At 38.6% G+C, this 14,997-nt stretch carries 14 protein-coding genes and 1 tRNA gene; 9 read left to right on the forward strand and 6 right to left on the reverse strand.

The genetic code is table 11. The features are described from left to right. The first annotated feature begins 153 nt into the window (after positions 1 to 153). Complete coding sequence (gene dnaA / locus THC_RS00005) at positions 154 to 1,524, forward strand: chromosomal replication initiator protein DnaA (RefSeq protein ID WP_068511509.1); 1,371 nt, start codon at positions 154 to 156, stop codon at positions 1,522 to 1,524. Then, positions 1,514 to 2,893 (forward strand): FAD-binding oxidoreductase, encoded by a 1,380-nt coding sequence (locus tag THC_RS00010; RefSeq protein WP_082706216.1) that lies wholly within the window; start codon positions 1,514 to 1,516, stop codon positions 2,891 to 2,893. Before dnaA ends, THC_RS00010 begins: the two co-directional genes overlap by 11 nt. Positions 2,894 to 2,902: 9 nt before the next feature. Here THC_RS00010 and THC_RS00015 read toward each other — a convergent pair whose 3' ends face one another. The 5 genes from THC_RS00015 to THC_RS00035 are packed head-to-tail and all read right to left on the reverse strand — an operon-like array spanning position 2,903 to position 8,627. Beyond that, positions 2,903 to 3,454 carry a deoxycytidylate deaminase gene (locus THC_RS00015; RefSeq protein WP_068511511.1) on the reverse strand — a complete coding sequence of 184 codons (552 nt, stop codon included), beginning with the start codon at positions 3,452 to 3,454 and terminating at the stop codon, positions 2,903 to 2,905. Positions 3,455 to 3,460: 6 nt separating this feature from the next. Further along, positions 3,461 to 4,699 carry a serine hydroxymethyltransferase gene (gene glyA / locus THC_RS00020; RefSeq protein ID WP_068511513.1) on the reverse strand — a complete coding sequence of 413 codons (1,239 nt, stop codon included), beginning with the start codon at positions 4,697 to 4,699 and terminating at the stop codon, positions 3,461 to 3,463. Position 4,700: 1 nt separating this feature from the next. Further along, complete coding sequence (locus tag THC_RS00025) at positions 4,701 to 6,080, reverse strand: sigma-54-dependent transcriptional regulator (RefSeq protein WP_068511518.1); 1,380 nt, start codon at positions 6,078 to 6,080, stop codon at positions 4,701 to 4,703. Further along, positions 6,077 to 7,351 (reverse strand): sensor histidine kinase, encoded by a 1,275-nt coding sequence (locus tag THC_RS00030; protein ID WP_068511520.1) that lies wholly within the window; start codon positions 7,349 to 7,351, stop codon positions 6,077 to 6,079. Before THC_RS00030 ends, THC_RS00025 begins: the two co-directional genes overlap by 4 nt. Then, positions 7,344 to 8,627: a replication-associated recombination protein A gene (locus THC_RS00035; RefSeq protein WP_068511522.1), complete on the reverse strand. Its 1,284-nt coding sequence runs from the start codon at positions 8,625 to 8,627 to the stop codon at positions 7,344 to 7,346. Before THC_RS00035 ends, THC_RS00030 begins: the two co-directional genes overlap by 8 nt. A 266-nt stretch (positions 8,628 to 8,893) precedes the next feature. On the opposite strand from THC_RS00035, the gene THC_RS00040 reads away from it, so the two are divergent. The 7 genes from THC_RS00040 to THC_RS00070 all read left to right on the forward strand — a co-directional run bounded on the left by THC_RS00040 (position 8,894) and on the right by THC_RS00070 (position 13,597). After that, complete coding sequence (locus THC_RS00040; protein WP_068511524.1) at positions 8,894 to 9,445, forward strand: 2-oxoacid:acceptor oxidoreductase family protein; 552 nt, start codon at positions 8,894 to 8,896, stop codon at positions 9,443 to 9,445. An 11-nt stretch (positions 9,446 to 9,456) separates the two neighbouring features. Continuing rightward, positions 9,457 to 9,750, forward strand: coding sequence for a 4Fe-4S binding protein (locus THC_RS00045; RefSeq protein WP_068511526.1), 294 nt, complete (start codon positions 9,457 to 9,459; stop codon positions 9,748 to 9,750). A gap of 1 nt (position 9,751) precedes the next feature. After that, complete coding sequence (porA, locus tag THC_RS00050) at positions 9,752 to 10,921, forward strand: pyruvate ferredoxin oxidoreductase (RefSeq protein ID WP_068511528.1); 1,170 nt, start codon at positions 9,752 to 9,754, stop codon at positions 10,919 to 10,921. A gap of 4 nt (positions 10,922 to 10,925) precedes the next feature. After that, a complete protein-coding gene (locus THC_RS00055; RefSeq protein WP_068511531.1) occupies positions 10,926 to 11,885 on the forward strand; it encodes a thiamine pyrophosphate-dependent enzyme in 960 nt (319 codons plus the stop codon). A 297-nt stretch (positions 11,886 to 12,182) separates the two neighbouring features. Then, positions 12,183 to 12,259, forward strand: a tRNA-Gly gene (locus tag THC_RS00060). A 22-nt stretch (positions 12,260 to 12,281) separates the two neighbouring features. Continuing rightward, positions 12,282 to 12,971 carry a metal-dependent hydrolase gene (locus THC_RS00065; RefSeq protein ID WP_068511534.1) on the forward strand — a complete coding sequence of 230 codons (690 nt, stop codon included), beginning with the start codon at positions 12,282 to 12,284 and terminating at the stop codon, positions 12,969 to 12,971. A gap of 2 nt (positions 12,972 to 12,973) precedes the next feature. Further along, on the forward strand, positions 12,974 to 13,597 hold the full coding sequence (locus THC_RS00070; RefSeq protein WP_068511536.1) for a molybdopterin-guanine dinucleotide biosynthesis protein B: 624 nt from the start codon (positions 12,974 to 12,976) through the stop codon (positions 13,595 to 13,597). Here THC_RS00070 and THC_RS00075 read toward each other — a convergent pair. After that, on the reverse strand, positions 13,567 to 14,928 hold the full coding sequence (locus tag THC_RS00075; protein ID WP_068511539.1) for a 4Fe-4S binding protein: 1,362 nt from the start codon (positions 14,926 to 14,928) through the stop codon (positions 13,567 to 13,569). The genes THC_RS00070 and THC_RS00075 overlap by 31 nt on opposite strands. Positions 14,929 to 14,997 lie beyond the last annotated feature (69 nt).

Raw genomic sequence — 14,997 nt, forward strand, 5'->3', positions numbered from 1 at the left:
AAATTTTCTGTTTATTAAGTCTTTGATTTTTTGGGGAAAACTTTTTATAAAAGTTAAATCTGGGTGTATCTTTACGACACTCACCATTTTATTTGCAAATTTAAACTTCCTAAGTTATTTTTGAAATATCCTTTCAGTGGGGGAGATTCCTTTATGAAATCCTTAAAGAAAAAGGGGTGGAGTTATTTTAAAGAACGGCTTAAAGAGGAGCTACCCCAAAGCATCTATAAAGTATGGTTCTCAGAGTTAAATGGTTTTATTAAAGATGCAAGCCTTTTCATTGAAGTTCCCAATGAATTTGCTAAGTCCTGGCTTAAAGAGAACTACGAAGACCTTTTACAAAGATTAATAAAGGAAGCCAACCTTCAGGGATTTGAATTTGTAGTCACCGAAAAACCCAAGGCAGAACAGATGGTTATTCCCTATAATCCTGTTGAGGTCATTGGTAGAAGGATATCCCCTCGTTATACCTTAGAGGATTTTGTGGTAGGTAGATGTAATGAACTTGCTTATAAAGTATGTTCCCAGTTAGTTGAGAATAAACCCAAGGGCTATTTTATTTACCTTTATGGCAATTATGGTCTTGGAAAAACCCATTTGACTCAGGCAGTGGGTAATGGGCTTCTTAAACAGGGTTTCAATAGGGTTCATTATTTTACTGCTCAAGATTTTTTGAGCTGTTTATTAAAATATCTCCGAGCAGGACAAATTGAGGCCTTTAAAGAAAAGATAAGAGAAAGCTGTGATTTACTTTTACTGGATGGCATTCATTTTCTTTCGGGTAAGGAATATACTCAAAATGAACTTTCCTTTTTGTTAGATTATCTTTTAGATGAAAGAAAAACGGTTATTTTAACTTCTATTGGATCTCCACAGGAGTTGCGAGATATGGATAGTTCTTTAAAATCCCGTCTTAATGCTGGTTTAATGATAAGGCTTAATCAACCAGATTTTGAGACCCGAAAAAAAATTATACGCTTTAAGGCCAGAAAAGAAGGTTATAAGTTTCCTTCAGAGGTAGTTGATTATCTTGCCCGGAACCTGAGAGGCGATATCCGACAGATTGAAAGTGCAGTAATTGGGCTTATTGCCAGAGCAAGTTTTCTAAAGGAACAGGTTTGTCTTCAGCTGGCAAAGGAGTTATTAACTGAGATTTCTTCAGAAAGAGAAGGCTCTCAAGAGATGGATCTTATCATAGAGGGAGTAGTAAAATTTTATGGAATTACCAAGGAAGACCTCTTTTCCCCTTCCCGTAAAAAAAATCTAAGTCTTGCCAGGCAGACGGTTATCTATCTCCTCCGTCATCTGGCTAAAAAAAGTTTAAAAGATATTGCCCAAATGCTGAAAAAAGAGCATTCAACGGTGATTTATCACCTTAAAAGCATTGAGAAAAGACTAAATCAAAATCAGGCCTTTAAACTGCAGTTACAGTTTTTGATTAAGGATCTTGCCCCTGAAATTGAGTTAGCACAAGCAGAATGCACAGAGGAAAATGAGTATTTAGAGGCAGGCTTTGAAGCTTAGAGAACCTGCTCTTAAAGCTCTAAAAGATTTATTTGGTGAAAGACTTCTTTTAGCTGAAGAAGATATTTTGCCTTATGGGGCTGATGCCTCCTCTCTTTTTTTTAAACCAGAGGTAGTTGTATTTCCTGAGACCAAGGCAGAAGTTTCAGAGCTTCTCAGGCTTGCAGAAAGCTTTAATTTTCCTGTTGTTGCCCGTGGTAGTGGGACATCAACTACAGGTAGTTCTCTACCTGTTGAGGGAGGTATGGTTGTCTCCTTTGCAAAGATGAATCGTATCCTTGAGATTGTGCCAGAAGAGCGTTTAGCTCGGGTTGAACCAGGGGTTTTAAATGGTGATCTTAAAAATTATCTTAAAAAATTTGGCCTCTTTTATCCACCGGATCCAGCAAGCTATGCCTTTTCAACAATCGGGGGTAATGTAGCAACAGGGGCAGGAGGTCCTCGGGGTTTAAAATATGGCACAACCAAGGACTATGTTCTTTCCTTAGAGGTAGCGCTTTCTGGTGGAAAACTTTTAAAAACTGGCCCTACAACTTTAAAAGGAGTTGTGCCTTATAACCTTACCCCTCTTTTTGTAGGATCTGAAGGCACCTTAGGCCTTATAGTGGAAATAGTCTTAAAACTTTTGCCCTTGCCTGAAAAGAGAAAACTTTACCTTGTTTTTTCCCCTGTTGAATCCAAAACTCTGGAACTTATTACTGAAACCCTTTTAAAGGGTCTGACTCCAGCCTCAGCGGAATTTGTAGATAGGACAACCTTAAAGGTAATAAAAGAGAAAGTAGAGGAAAAAGTTAGAACTGACCAGATTTTGAAAACCACAGAAAGTCTGCTTTGGGTTGAATTTGATGGCCGAATAGAGGAGGTTAAAAGGGATTCAGGGGCCTTTGAAATTATTCTTGAACAAAAAGGTTTATCCTTTTTATCTGCAGATAAAGAGGAGGATATTGAAGCTTTATGGGAAATAAGAAGAGGCATTTCTCCCTCCCTTTTCAAACTTGGACCTAAAAAGATAGCAGATGATGTGGTTGTTCCCAGAAGGAAAATGGTTGAATTTTTAAGGTATTTACGAAAATTAGAGGAGGAATCAGGGATATCTATAGCCAGTTTTGGCCATGCTGGAGATGGTAATTTCCATGTGAATTTACTTTTCAAAGAAGGAGAAGAAGAAAGGGCTAAATCTATTCGAGAAAACCTTCTAAAAAAGGTCCTTGAATTTTTTGGGAGTATATCAGGTGAACACGGAATTGGTTTTTCAAAAAGACCTTATGTTGTCTGGGAACTTGATCCCTTACAAATTGAATTAATGAAAAAACTTAAGGCTCTCTTTGATCCTAAGGGACTCCTTAATCCCCATGTAAAGCTTCCATGAGATTGCCAATTATTCAGTTGCAGGAAGTCTGCGTTTGGAGGTAGGGAATTCAAGGATTTCTAAGACGGCCTTATAAGTTTCCTCTGAGACCTTGACTTCTTTAAAAACTCTTAGACCAGCCTCATTTATGGCTTCACGCCAAAAATTATCCCGTTCAAAGTCTCTACTTTCATAATCATATTCATAATAGACCTCTTTTATGCCGGCAGAAGCAATAAGTTTCAGACATACATAGCAGGGGGCTAAAGTGCAGTAAAGACTTGCTCCTTCAAGGGAGATGCCAAATCTTGCAGCTTGGGCAATAGCATTAGCCTCTGCATGACTTGCCCTGCAATAGTTATATTTATCTATATCAGGAACCCCTTTTTCTCTTCTGAAACAATAATTTGGGCCTCTATCTGTGCAATGCCAGGCTCCTGGCATTGGACCATTGTAACCTGTAGCAAGAATTCTTTTGTCTTTCACTACAACTGCCCCTGTTGGTCTGGAATTACAACCAGAACGAACTGCAACAAGTTTGGCAATGACCATGAAGTATTCATCCCAGCTCGGTCTACCCATTTCTTTTTATCTCCGATAAAAGGGAAATCTAATACAGAGGTCTTTAATTTTAGACCGGATTTCCCTTCTAAGGGTCTCCTTTTCTGGATTTTTTAAGATTTCGCACATCCACTCTGCAACTTCCTCAACCTCCTTTTCTTTTAATCCTCTTGTAGTTATGGCGGGAGTCCCAATTCTAATACCACTTGTTATCTTGGGAGGTAAGGGATCAAAGGGTATAGCGTTTTTATTAACTGTGATGCCTGCCTCTTCTAAAAGTTTTTCTGCTTCAGCCCCGGTAAGACCTTTACTTGAGACATCAACAAGCACTAAATGGTTGTCTGTTCCTCCTGAAACCACTCTAAAGCCTCTTTGCTGAAAGACCCGCGCTAAGGTCTGGGCATTTTTTACTACCTGTTGTTGATAGCTTTTAAACTCATCTTCAAGGGCCTCTTTGAAACAGACTGCTTTAGCAGCTATGATGTTCATATGAGGTCCTCCCTGAATGCCAGGGAAAACTATTTTATCAATTAATTTCCCATATCTTTCTTTACAGAGAATAAAACCACCTCTTGGGCCTCTCAGGGTCTTATGCGTAGTTGAAGTTACAAAGTCTGCAAAGGGAACTGGAGAGGGGTGAATACCAGCTGCTACTAAACCTGCTATGTGAGCCATATCTACCATGAGATAGGCCCGCACAGCTTGAGCAATATGATAAAAGGCCTCAAAATCTATAGTTCTCGGATAGGCACTGGCCCCAGCTATAATCAGCTTAGGTTTTTCAATTAAGGCGATTTTAAGGATCTCATCATAATCAAGGGTCTCTGTCTCTTTTGAGACCCCATAATGGACAATTTTATAAAGTTTGCCTGAAAAATTGATTGGAGCTCCGTGGGAAAGGTGTCCACCATGGGAAAGATTCATTGAAAGGATTGTATCTCCCGGGTTAAGAATTGCAAAGAAGACCGCCATATTAGCCTGAGTTCCAGAATGGGGTTGCACATTGGCATAATCTGCTCCAAAGAGGAGTTTTAGCCGTTCTATAGCAAGACCTTCCACATTATCAACGAATTCACACCCACCATAATATCTGGCTGCGGGATAACCTTCTGCATATTTGTTCATAAGGGGAGAGCCCTCTGCCTCCATTACCGCTGGGGAAGCCAAGTTTTCAGAGGCAATCATCTCAAGTTGATACTCCTGACGGTCTGTCTCCCTCTGAATTAACTCAAAGATTTCAGGATCAACTTTTTGTAAAAGGCCCATCTTATCCTCCCAGACCATATTTCTCAAGTTTGTAACGAAGCATCCTTTCTGTAATTCCAAGGATTTCCGCTGCTCTTACTTTTACCCCTTTAGCTTTTTCCATAGCCTCTTTGATTCTACTTTTCTCAAGCCTTTCAACCGCTTCTTCTAAAGGAAGATTCCAGAGGTCTTCACCCACCCATCCCTTTTTAGAAGTTTCTTCACCCAGACCCAGATCTTCGCGGGTAAGAACCGCTCCCTCAGCTAAGATTATACCTCTTTCTATGCGGTTTTCCAGTTCTCTCACATTTCCGGGAAAGGAATGCTGAAAGAGGGCTGAAAGGGCCTCCTTAGAGAGTTCCTTAACCTCCTTTCCATACTTTTTATTAAACTTTTCTATAAAAAATTTTGCTAACGGCAAAATATCCTCTTTTCTTTCTCTTAAGGGAGGTATATGGATATTAATCACATTCAATCTCCAGTAAAGATCCTCCCTAAAAAGTGCATCCTTAATCATTTTTTGAAGATCACGGTTAGTTGCAGTAACCAAGCGTAAATTAACAGTTAATTCCCGCAAGCTACCAAGTCTGCGAAAGGTATTATCCTGCAAGACCCTTAGAAGTTTAGCCTGTAGAGAAAGGGGCATCTCACCAATCTCATCCAGGAAAAGAGTTCCCCCCTCTGCTAATTCAAAAAGTCCAGGTTTAGACTGAATTGCACCTGTAAAGGCACCTTTTTCATAACCAAAAAGCTCTGCCTCAAGAAGGGTCTCAGGAATGGCTGCACAATTAATTTTTATAAAAGGGCCTTCATGTCTTGGGCTTAATTGATGAAGAAGCTTGGCAATGACTTCTTTGCCTGTCCCAGATTCTCCTGTAATGAGGACAGGGGCTTGAGTTTCTGCTACCTTGTTAACTAAGGTCAAAACCTTTTGCATAGCTGGACTTTCAGCAATAATTCCTTCTACTTTTTGGAACTCTTCACGAGAAAGATATTTCAATCTCTCCTTTAATAGATAAACCTCCTTAGTAAGCTTAGATTCATTCAATGCCCTTTCAACCAATAAAAGAAGTTCTTCAAGGTTAACTGGTTTGGCTAAATAATGATAGGCCCCCTTTTTCATAGCTGTTACCGCATGTTCAATGCTGGCAAAGGCTGTAATCATAATGACAGGAATCAATGGATATTCGCTTTTCAAGGTCTCAAGAAAACTTAAACCGTCTCCATCTGGAAGTCTCCAATCAAGGAGGATAAGATTAATTTCCCTTCCCTGTAAAATCTTTTCAGCCTCTTTTAGATTTTCTACTGCAAGGACATGATAGCCCTTTTTTTTGAGAAAATCTTCTAAGATCTCTCTCTGTAATTTTTCATCTTCTATAATTAATAAATTTTCTTTTTTCATGCTGAAGCCTTCCACTTAAGGTGAAAAATTTTACCACCTTCTTTAAGATTTTCTATCTCAACAACTCCCTGATGAGCCTCAATGATTTTTTTTATCAGATATAATCCTAATCCAAAACCCTCTTTTTTAGTGCTGAAAAAGGGTTCAAAAATTTTATCCTTAATTTCCAAGGGGATAGGTTTGCCACTATCATAAAGTTCAGCTATATAAAAATCGCCTCTTTTGGCAAGGGTTAATTTTATATGTCCACCTTCTGTTAGGGCCTCACAGGCATTTTTAATTAGATTTTCAAAGGACTTTTTAAGCCAGAAGGGATCTCCCCAAAGTTCATTGACTCTGTTTTCAATCTCAAAGGTTATTTTTCCGGAAGAAAGATTGGCAACCATTAATTTTAATTCCAGAAGAAGGCTTTCAGGGTCAAAAAATTGTGGTTGTAATTGAATATCTTTGTGGAATAAGAGGATTTCCTGTGTCCAATTCAGGAGCCCTTTGAGTTCTTCTAAAATCCTTTTCTGGCTAAGTCCTTCCGCTGATTCTTGCATAGAAGAGGTTTGTATAAGCAAAAAAAGATTGTTTAGATTATTTCTTAATTCATGTGCAAGGGTTGCAGCCATTCTTCCCAATAGGGCAAGCTCTTTTTCAGCCTGAAGTCTTTTTTCAGCCTCCTTTTTTTTCTCTTCAGCCCTGTGAAAACGATAAAGCAAATACATCACCATAACCAGAGTTACACAATAAAAAAAGATAGTAAGAAAGGCATATTTTAAAAAGGCCCTTTGATAATAGGACACATCTAAGGTCATGAAAATACAATATTCTTTGTTTTCAATCTTAGTTTGATGTATGGCCTTTATAAGATTTCCCTCTTGGTAAAGGGCGTTTTTGCACTCCCTGAAGGGGAAAGCCTTTTCTTTAAAATTCCAGGACAGAAAAGGATCTTTTTGATAAAAAATAGCAAGATTAAGAAATTTTTCCCTTTTAAAAAGCTCTTCCAAAAAATCCACTAAATCAAGAAGCCATCCTTTACTCTCGGGTAATTCAGAAAATTCTGGAATAAAGGGAATTTTATAAAAATTTTCCAAAAATCTTACATAATCTGAGAGCTTTCCTTCAACCTGACTAAGAGTATTTTCTACTTTGGTTTTTATGCTTTGCTGTAGATAATGTTTAAAATAGATAAGTTGAAAAAAGGTAAAGACTGAAAAAAGAAGGATAAAAATGAAGGTTAATATACTTAAAGGGGATTTAAGAAAGGAGAGTCTATTTTTAAACATAGCCTTTGTATTTGCCCCAGAGTTTCTTTAATCTTTCCTTAAAAGTAGATTCTACACCGATCTCCTTAGGTTGATAGAATATGATCTTTTTAAGGGCTTCAGGCAGGTATTCTTGCAATACAAAGGCATGCTCAAAATCATGGGGGTATTGGTAATCCTTTCCATAACCCATTTTTTCCATTAGGGCTGTGACGGGGTTTCTGAGATGAAGAGGAACAGGCTGGGCTCCTGTTTTTTTAATCAAATCCTTAGCTTTTTTTAAAGCCAGATAAGAGGAATTACTTTTTGGAGCCAAAGCCACATATAGAGCTGCTTCAGCTAAGGCAATCTCACCTTCTGGAGATCCAAGTATCTCATAGGCCTTAAAGGCAGAAAGGGCTACTACTAAGGCTAAAGGATCCGCTAAACCCACATCTTCTGCTGCACAAATTAATATTCTCCTTGCGATATAAAGGGGATCTTCTCCTGCCTCAAGCATCCTAACCATCCAATAGATGGTTGCATCAGGGTCACTTCCCCGCATGCTTTTGTGAAAGGCTGATATAAGATTATAGTGCTCCTCTCCACTCTTATCATAGAGGAGCGGCTTAGTTAAGAGGTTTTGTGTCAAAGCTTCAAGGGTGATTTCTTTTAGACCCTCCTGTATGGCTCCTTCAACGAGTATTTCAAGGGTATTCAAGGCAAAGCGACCATCCCCTTGAGAGGCCTGAGCTATGGTTTTTAAAACCTCATCTTTAACAATATAATTATAAGTTCCGTATCCATTTGTTTCGTCAATTAATGCCCTCTTGAGGAGTTGTAAAATTTCATCCTCTTCAAGAGGATATAATTGTAAAACTCGCACTCTGGAAAGGAGGGGAGCTATTATTTCAAAGGAGGGATTTTCTGTAGTTGCTCCGAAGAGAAAGATTAGCTCCTTTTCCACATAGGGAAGTAAAAAAGCCTGTTGGGCCTTGTTAAACCTATGGATTTCATCAATAAAAAGGATAGTGTTTTTACCAAGTTTTTTTAAGTTTTCTGCCTGTTTAATAAGATCTTTTAAATCTTTAAGGGTAGTATCTACAGCACTTACTGCCACAAAGTGGGCTTGAAAGTATTTCCCTAATAGATAGCTAAGGGTAGTTTTGCCAGTCCCCGGTGGTCCCCAGAAGATTAAAGAAAAGGGCTTTTCCCTTTTAAGAAGATAGTATAGAGTTCCTCCTTTTTCAAAAAGATGTCTCTGCCCAACGAACTCTTTAAGACTCCTGGGCCTTAATCTCTCAGATAAACTTGCCATAAATTAAATATAAATAAAATTTTTGAAAATAAAATCCATATTCTTTAACACCTAAATCTGCCTCTTTTTTATAGAGAAAATTGCTTTTTTCTGGCAGATAGAGAGGATTATTTTATTATCCTAAATTTTAAAGCCCTCCCAGAATGTAAACTTATGCGATTTTATAAGATGGATAGGTTACTATTAAGGAAAAAAATCACAAAAGGATTGACAATTTAAATTTTCATGTTTTTATATCCTTTAAAATTTCTCAAAAGGGGTGCTCTATGATAGAGATAAGGCTTCATGGAAGAGGAGGTCAAGGAGGAGTTACCTCAGCAGAGCTAATTGCCATAGCTGCTATTAATCAAGGGAAATATGCGCAGGCCTTTCCAAGCTTTGGACCTGAAAGAAGAGGAGCTCCAGTGCAAGCCTTTGCGAGAATCAGTGACTCCAGAATTAGAACCCGGGAAAAGATTTATCATCCTGATGTAGTTCTTGTTCTTGATGCAAGCCTACCCAAGATAGTTAATGTTACTGCAGGACTTAAGGATGGTGGGATTGCCATCCTCAATAGCTCCCATTCTGAAGGGGAAGTCAGAAAAATGCTTGGAGGTTATAAAGGAAGGCTGGCAATTGTTGATGCTAATAAGATTGCTCTTGAAGAAATTGGAGTTCCTATCACCAATACCACTATGCTTGGTGCCTTTATTGCTGCAACAGGTCTGGTTGATCCAGCTTATATGGAAGCAGCTTTAAAGGAAAGATTTGGGAAATTAGCGGAAAAGAATATAAAGGCCTTTCAAAGGGCAATAAAAGAAACTAAAATTTACGGGTAAGGAGTTTAGCCATGCTAAAAGATCAAGGACTGATGAGTTGGAAAGAGCTTGCACCAGGCATGTATATTTTGGAGCCTGGGAACTCGGTCAAATTCAAAACAGGTGATTGGAAGTCCCATAAGCCTGTGCTTGACAAAGAAAAGTGTATTAAGTGTGGTCAGTGTTATCTTATGTGTCCTGAGCCTGCCTATGAAGAGAATGAAGAAGGATATTTTATTTGTAATTTAAATTATTGTAAAGGCTGTGGAATCTGTGCAGCTATTTGCCCCAAAGGGGCTATTACTATGGTTTTAGAGGAGGCCTAAGATGGGAAAAAGGGTAGCTAAGGAAGTTTCCATAGCGGTTGCTGATGCGGTGGCCCAATGTAAGGTAGATGTGGTCTCCGCTTATCCTATTACTCCACAGACCCACATTGTTGAGCACTTAGCAGATCTGGTCAATAATGGTGAGCTTGATGCAGAATACATACCTGTTGAGTCTGAACATGCTGCTATGAGTGCTTGCATTGGTGCAGCTGCAACAGGCGCCAGAACCTTTACCTCTACAGCCGCACAGGGCCTACTTTTTATGTATGAGATGTTACCAATTGCTTCAGCCTTTAGACTCCCCATTGTAATGGTTATAGCTAATCGAGCTATTTCCGCTCCCATCAGTATCTGGAATGACCATGGAGATGTTATGACCATGCGAGATCTTGGTTGGATTCAGACCTTTGCTGAAAATGGTCAGGAGGCAGTGGATCTTGTTTATCATGCCTATAGAGTAGCAGAAAAGGCTATGCTTCCAGTTGCTGTTAATTTAGATGGTTTTATTGTGACACATGTGGTTGAGCCAGTGGAGTTGCTTGATCAGGAGCTTGTAGATAAATATATCCCTCCTCTAAAAATGAAACATAAACTTGATCCCAAAAAACCTATTACCATTGGAGCTATTGGTGTTCCTGAAATTTATACTGAGGCCAGAAAGGCTCAAGATGAGGCTTTCAAGGCCTCTTACAAAGTAGTTGTTAAGGCCTGGCAGGAGTTTGAAAAAATTTCAGGTAGACGGTATCAGCCCATTGAGACTTATAAGATGGAGGATGCAGAAGTTGCCTTAGTGATAATGGGAAGTTTAGCTGAAACAGCTATGAATACTGTTGATGCCCTGAGGGAAAAGGGTAAAAAGGTCGGACTCATAAGAATTCGCCTTTGGAGGCCCTTTCCTACTCAGGATTTTATTAAAGCCCTTGGCAAGGTAAAAGCTATTACTGTCTTTGACAGGGCTCTGAGTCATGGAGCAACAGGAGGCCCTGTGGGAATAGAGGTAAGAAGTGCTCTCTATCAGTCAAATAAAAGACCCAAGGTGCTCAATCTGATCGGTGCTCTGGGAGGAAGAGATGTAACAACTGAGGATTTTGAAGAACTTTTTGACAGAACCTTTAGTTTTATAAAAGCCAAACCAAGGTTTGCATACGAAATTTTTGGAGCAAAGGAGTAGAGCCATGAGACCAGAACTTGCCAAATTTAAAGGTTTAAATATTAAAGAGCTTCCCAAAGAAGATTGGATTGCCCCCGGGCATCGTGCCTGTCAGGGGTGTGGGACAGTGCTACCTCTAAAGTTGGCTCTCAAGGTGCTTGGACCAAATACCATAGCTGTCTCTTCCACTGGTTGTATGGAGATCATTACCAGCCCCTTTCCCTTTACCTCCTGGAAAATCCCTTGGATTCATGTAGCCTTTGAGAACTCAGCCACAGTTGCCTCAGGAATTGATTCCGCTATTAAGGCTTTGAAAAGAAAGGGAAAAATACCCAAAAGAGAAAAAATAAACATTGTTGTCTTTGCAGGTGATGGAGCAACCTTTGATATTGGTTTACAATTTGTTTCAGGAGCCCTGGAAAGAGGACATAACTTCATTTATATCTGCCTTGATAATGAGGCCTACATGAATACGGGTGTTCAAAGATCTGGTGGAACCCCTTTTCTTGCCCATACAACTACAAGCCCAGCTGGAAAGGTTATCCATGGGAATATAACCTGGAAGAAAAACTTAGATGGTATCATTGCTGCTCATAATATACCCTATTTTGCAACTGCAAGCCCTGCCTTTTATATGGATTATATGAATAAGGTGAAAAAGGCCTCCCTGGTTGAAGGCCCAGCCTTTATCCATGTTTATTCTCCCTGTCCCACAGGTTGGGGTTCTAAAGGAGAAGATACTATAAAACTATGTAAGTTAATTGTAGAGACCAGAATATTCCCCCTCTATGAAGTTATTGATGGAAAGTATTATATTCTTAATCGTAAAGTGGATAAACCAAAACCCGTTGAGGAATATCTCAAGCTACAAAGGAGATTCCGGCACTTAAAACCTGAAGAGATTGAAATGATTCAAAAGAGGGTTAACGAGGATTATGAGCGCATAGCTAAGATGTGTGAAGTTTTTGCACCGCCCAAAGATTAAGCTTTGCATAAGTTCATATCCTTACAAGAAAATGAAAGGGTGGTAAGAGGTAAGAGGTGAGAGGTAGAAATAATGTGAAAACACATACATTTCATCATCAATGTAGGGGCAGGTCTGTGTGTCTGCCCCAATAATGCAAAGGAACACATAACGGGCAAACACATAGGGGGCCCCTGCAAAGTGCAGGTTTATTTTCCTACAACCGAAGTAGGAGAAAAATTTTCTTAAGTCTAAAAAGATATGGACGCACACAGGTTCTTGACAGTAAGAAAAGAGAGATTATTATATATTTTAAATGCGGGCGTAGCTTAGCCTGGTAGAGCGACAGCTTGCCATGCTGTAGGTCGCGGGTTCGAATCCCGTCGCCCGCTCCATAAATTTTCAGTGATTGTCAATATGGAAATTACCTACTACGGCCATGCCTGTTTTAAAATAGTAAGCCAAGAAGGAAAAAAAATAATTATAGATCCCTGGCTTACTCATCCCCTTGCCCCTGAGGATGTTGATCTTGGGCCCTATGATTATATTCTTATTACTCATGCCCATGGGGATCATCTTGGTGAGGTTCTGAAACTTTCAAGGACCGCTATTACGGAAGTTATTGCTATACATGAAATCCAACAATATCTTCTTGCTAAAGGGGTTCCTAAGGCAACAGGGATGAATATAGGTGGGACCTATCGCACAAATGGAATAAGTTTTACTATGGTTCCAGCGCTTCATAGTTCTTCTTTTCCTGATGGAACTTATGCAGGGGAGCCTTGCGGATTTATCATTACCCTTGAAATGGGGATGAAAATCTATCATGCTGGTGACACAGGTCTTTTTGGTGATATGGCTCTTATAGGAGAACTATATAATCCTGAAATTGCCATGCTTCCCATTGGTGATCATTATGTAATGGGGCCAAAGGAAGCTGCTAAGGCCTGTCAGTTAATTAAAGCCAAAAAAGTAATCCCTATGCATTACGGAACTTTTCCGATTCTTACAGGAACAGTTGAAGCCTTTAAAGAGGAACTTGCAAAGTATTCCTTTAAACCCGAGATTATACCCTTAAAACCCGGAGAAACCTACTTCTTAGAGTAACCTTGCCACTAATTTTATCCCTTTGCGGTCATCATAATTCAGGCAAGACTACCCTTGGAACCTTCCTTGTTCAAGAGTTAATTAAAGATGGTTATAAAGTTGGGGTAGTTAAGTCTACTAAGGAAGAAGGAGCACTTACAGATAAACCCGGCACTGATACCTGGAGATATAGAAGGGCAGGGGCTTATAAAGTTTGTCTCTTCCAAAAGGATTTAGTCACCCTTTATTTACCTTCATTCTGTAAGTCTCAGGATTTTTTGGAATATTTGAGGTATCTCTTTTATGATTGCGATCTTTTGCTTCTTGAAGGTTTTAAATATTTAGGGGGAATTTCAAAAATTTGGGTTTTAAGTAAAGGGGAAGATCCAGAAGAGATTAAAAAGAACTTATCTATGGTAGAGCTAATTGTTGATTCATCAGAAAAGGATAGGACATTAGAATATGTTAAAAAAAAGTTAGAAGTGAAATCTAAGACTGAAGTGTCTCTCTGGGTTAATGAAGGAGAAATTACCCTTAAACCTTTTATTCAGGATATCTTAAAGAATTTAATCCTTGGATTTCTTAGAGGCTTAAAGGGTGTTCCTGAAGAAGTTTATCAGATTGAAGTAAAAATCAAAAAGAAATAAAATATATAAAGTCCTATAGCAATCCCTATAAAATGAAAATATCTTTGGAAGGGGATTTCTCTTTCAAAGTCTTTATAATAAAAATAAAAGACAAGATATAAACTCCCTAATAGTGAGAGGGTAAGGAGAAATAAACTAAGATATTTTATAACCGTCTCAGGGATAAAATACTGATAATTTAATAAAGTAGGGATGTTAAATTGACGCCCTAAGGTGGGCAAAAAATCTCCTACATTTTTAAAAAAAAATCTGAGTCTATAAATAAGTTCTCCAGTAAAGGCCATGGGAATAAGAATAGCGATAGTAAGATTAAATTTTCCGAGGATAGGGTCTTCAACGAGTCTAAAATAGCTTGCAGCAAGTTTTGTCAGGACAATTAGGAAAAGGGAAAACCAGAAAAATAAAAGGGTAAAAAAAAGATGGGGCTCAAAATGGAGACTTTCAACCCAGCTTTGAAAATAAGGTGTATCTTTAAGGAACCGGGCAAGTTGAGACCCTATGAGAAAGGGAATTACATAAGCACAGGTTATTCCTTTACCTTTATTGAGAATAATTTCTCTTAAAGGATGCCTTAAATAAACAGCAGGAGAATCATATGGGCAAAGAAGTAGACAATGTCCACAGATAAAACAGTTAAGATTATTTTGAACAGCTACAGCCCCAAGGTAAACAGGACAGGGTTTAATTTTCTCTTTTCCTTTCTTGCAAAAAGCACCTTTACAGCCTTTACAAACCCTATAATCTGGACGGAATTCAATTAAGGCCATAGTTGATGCAACACCGGTTATTCTTCCAAGAGGACAAAGATATCTGCACCAGGCATATTCTCTGAAAAGGATACCCATAATACCAGCTAAAAGGACTATACTTAAAATAAAAAGAGCCGTATATCTTGGTGAATAAACTAGATCAGTTGTGCTTTCAAGCCAGATGATTAAAAAGAAAAGAGCAGTTGCTATATGTATGCCATAAGTTTTAAGAAATGAAGAAGGTTCTTTTAGGAGAGAAAGTTTTAGTTTCTGAAATAATCTTGCCAAGCCAGGAAAAGGACAAAGGGCACACCACATTCTACCTAAGAAAAACCAGGATAAAACAAGTGATGACCACCAGACTCCCCAGGCCAAGAAAAGCATAATATTTTTTTTAGGGTCTTGAGGGCCAAAAAGTCCCATAAGAATTAGTATAAGAAAAATAATGTCTCCAAGGGTTCGGATAAGGGCAAAATTCTTCCGATTATAGAAAAAGTTTTTTATTTTTGAACTGATCTTAAAGAGATTAATGCGATTATTCCCTTCAATTTCAGGCCAAAAAAGAGTTTTTAATATTTTCATATAAATTAGATTAAAATTTAAATTATTTTTTCTAAAGAGCTTGTGAAAAAGAGAGCAAAAAGAAGAGAT

It is taken from the genome of Caldimicrobium thiodismutans (assembly GCF_001548275.1).
In the GTDB taxonomy this organism is placed as follows: Bacteria; Desulfobacterota; Thermodesulfobacteria; order Thermodesulfobacteriales; family Thermodesulfobacteriaceae; genus Caldimicrobium; species Caldimicrobium thiodismutans.

Excerpts from the sequence above, each read along its gene's own strand:
- THC_RS00045 (WP_068511526.1), top strand. The coding sequence starts at position 9,457 with ATGCTAAAAGATCAAGGACTGATGAGTTGGAAAGAGCTTGCACCAGGC.
- THC_RS00035 (WP_068511522.1), bottom strand. The coding sequence starts at position 8,627 with ATGGCAAGTTTATCTGAGAGATTAAGGCCCAGGAGTCTTAAAGAGTTC.
- THC_RS00025 (WP_068511518.1), bottom strand. The coding sequence starts at position 6,080 with ATGAAAAAAGAAAATTTATTAATTATAGAAGATGAAAAATTACAGAGA.
- THC_RS00075 (WP_068511539.1), bottom strand. The coding sequence starts at position 14,928 with ATGAAAATATTAAAAACTCTTTTTTGGCCTGAAATTGAAGGGAATAAT.
- porA (WP_068511528.1), top strand. The coding sequence starts at position 9,752 with ATGGGAAAAAGGGTAGCTAAGGAAGTTTCCATAGCGGTTGCTGATGCG.
- THC_RS00055 (WP_068511531.1), top strand. The coding sequence starts at position 10,926 with ATGAGACCAGAACTTGCCAAATTTAAAGGTTTAAATATTAAAGAGCTT.
- THC_RS00040 (WP_068511524.1), top strand. The coding sequence starts at position 8,894 with ATGATAGAGATAAGGCTTCATGGAAGAGGAGGTCAAGGAGGAGTTACC.
- glyA (WP_068511513.1), bottom strand. The coding sequence starts at position 4,699 with ATGGGCCTTTTACAAAAAGTTGATCCTGAAATCTTTGAGTTAATTCAG.
- THC_RS00065 (WP_068511534.1), top strand. The coding sequence starts at position 12,282 with ATGGAAATTACCTACTACGGCCATGCCTGTTTTAAAATAGTAAGCCAA.
- THC_RS00030 (WP_068511520.1), bottom strand. The coding sequence starts at position 7,351 with ATGTTTAAAAATAGACTCTCCTTTCTTAAATCCCCTTTAAGTATATTA.
- THC_RS00015 (WP_068511511.1), bottom strand. The coding sequence starts at position 3,454 with ATGGGTAGACCGAGCTGGGATGAATACTTCATGGTCATTGCCAAACTT.
- dnaA (WP_068511509.1), top strand. The coding sequence starts at position 154 with ATGAAATCCTTAAAGAAAAAGGGGTGGAGTTATTTTAAAGAACGGCTT.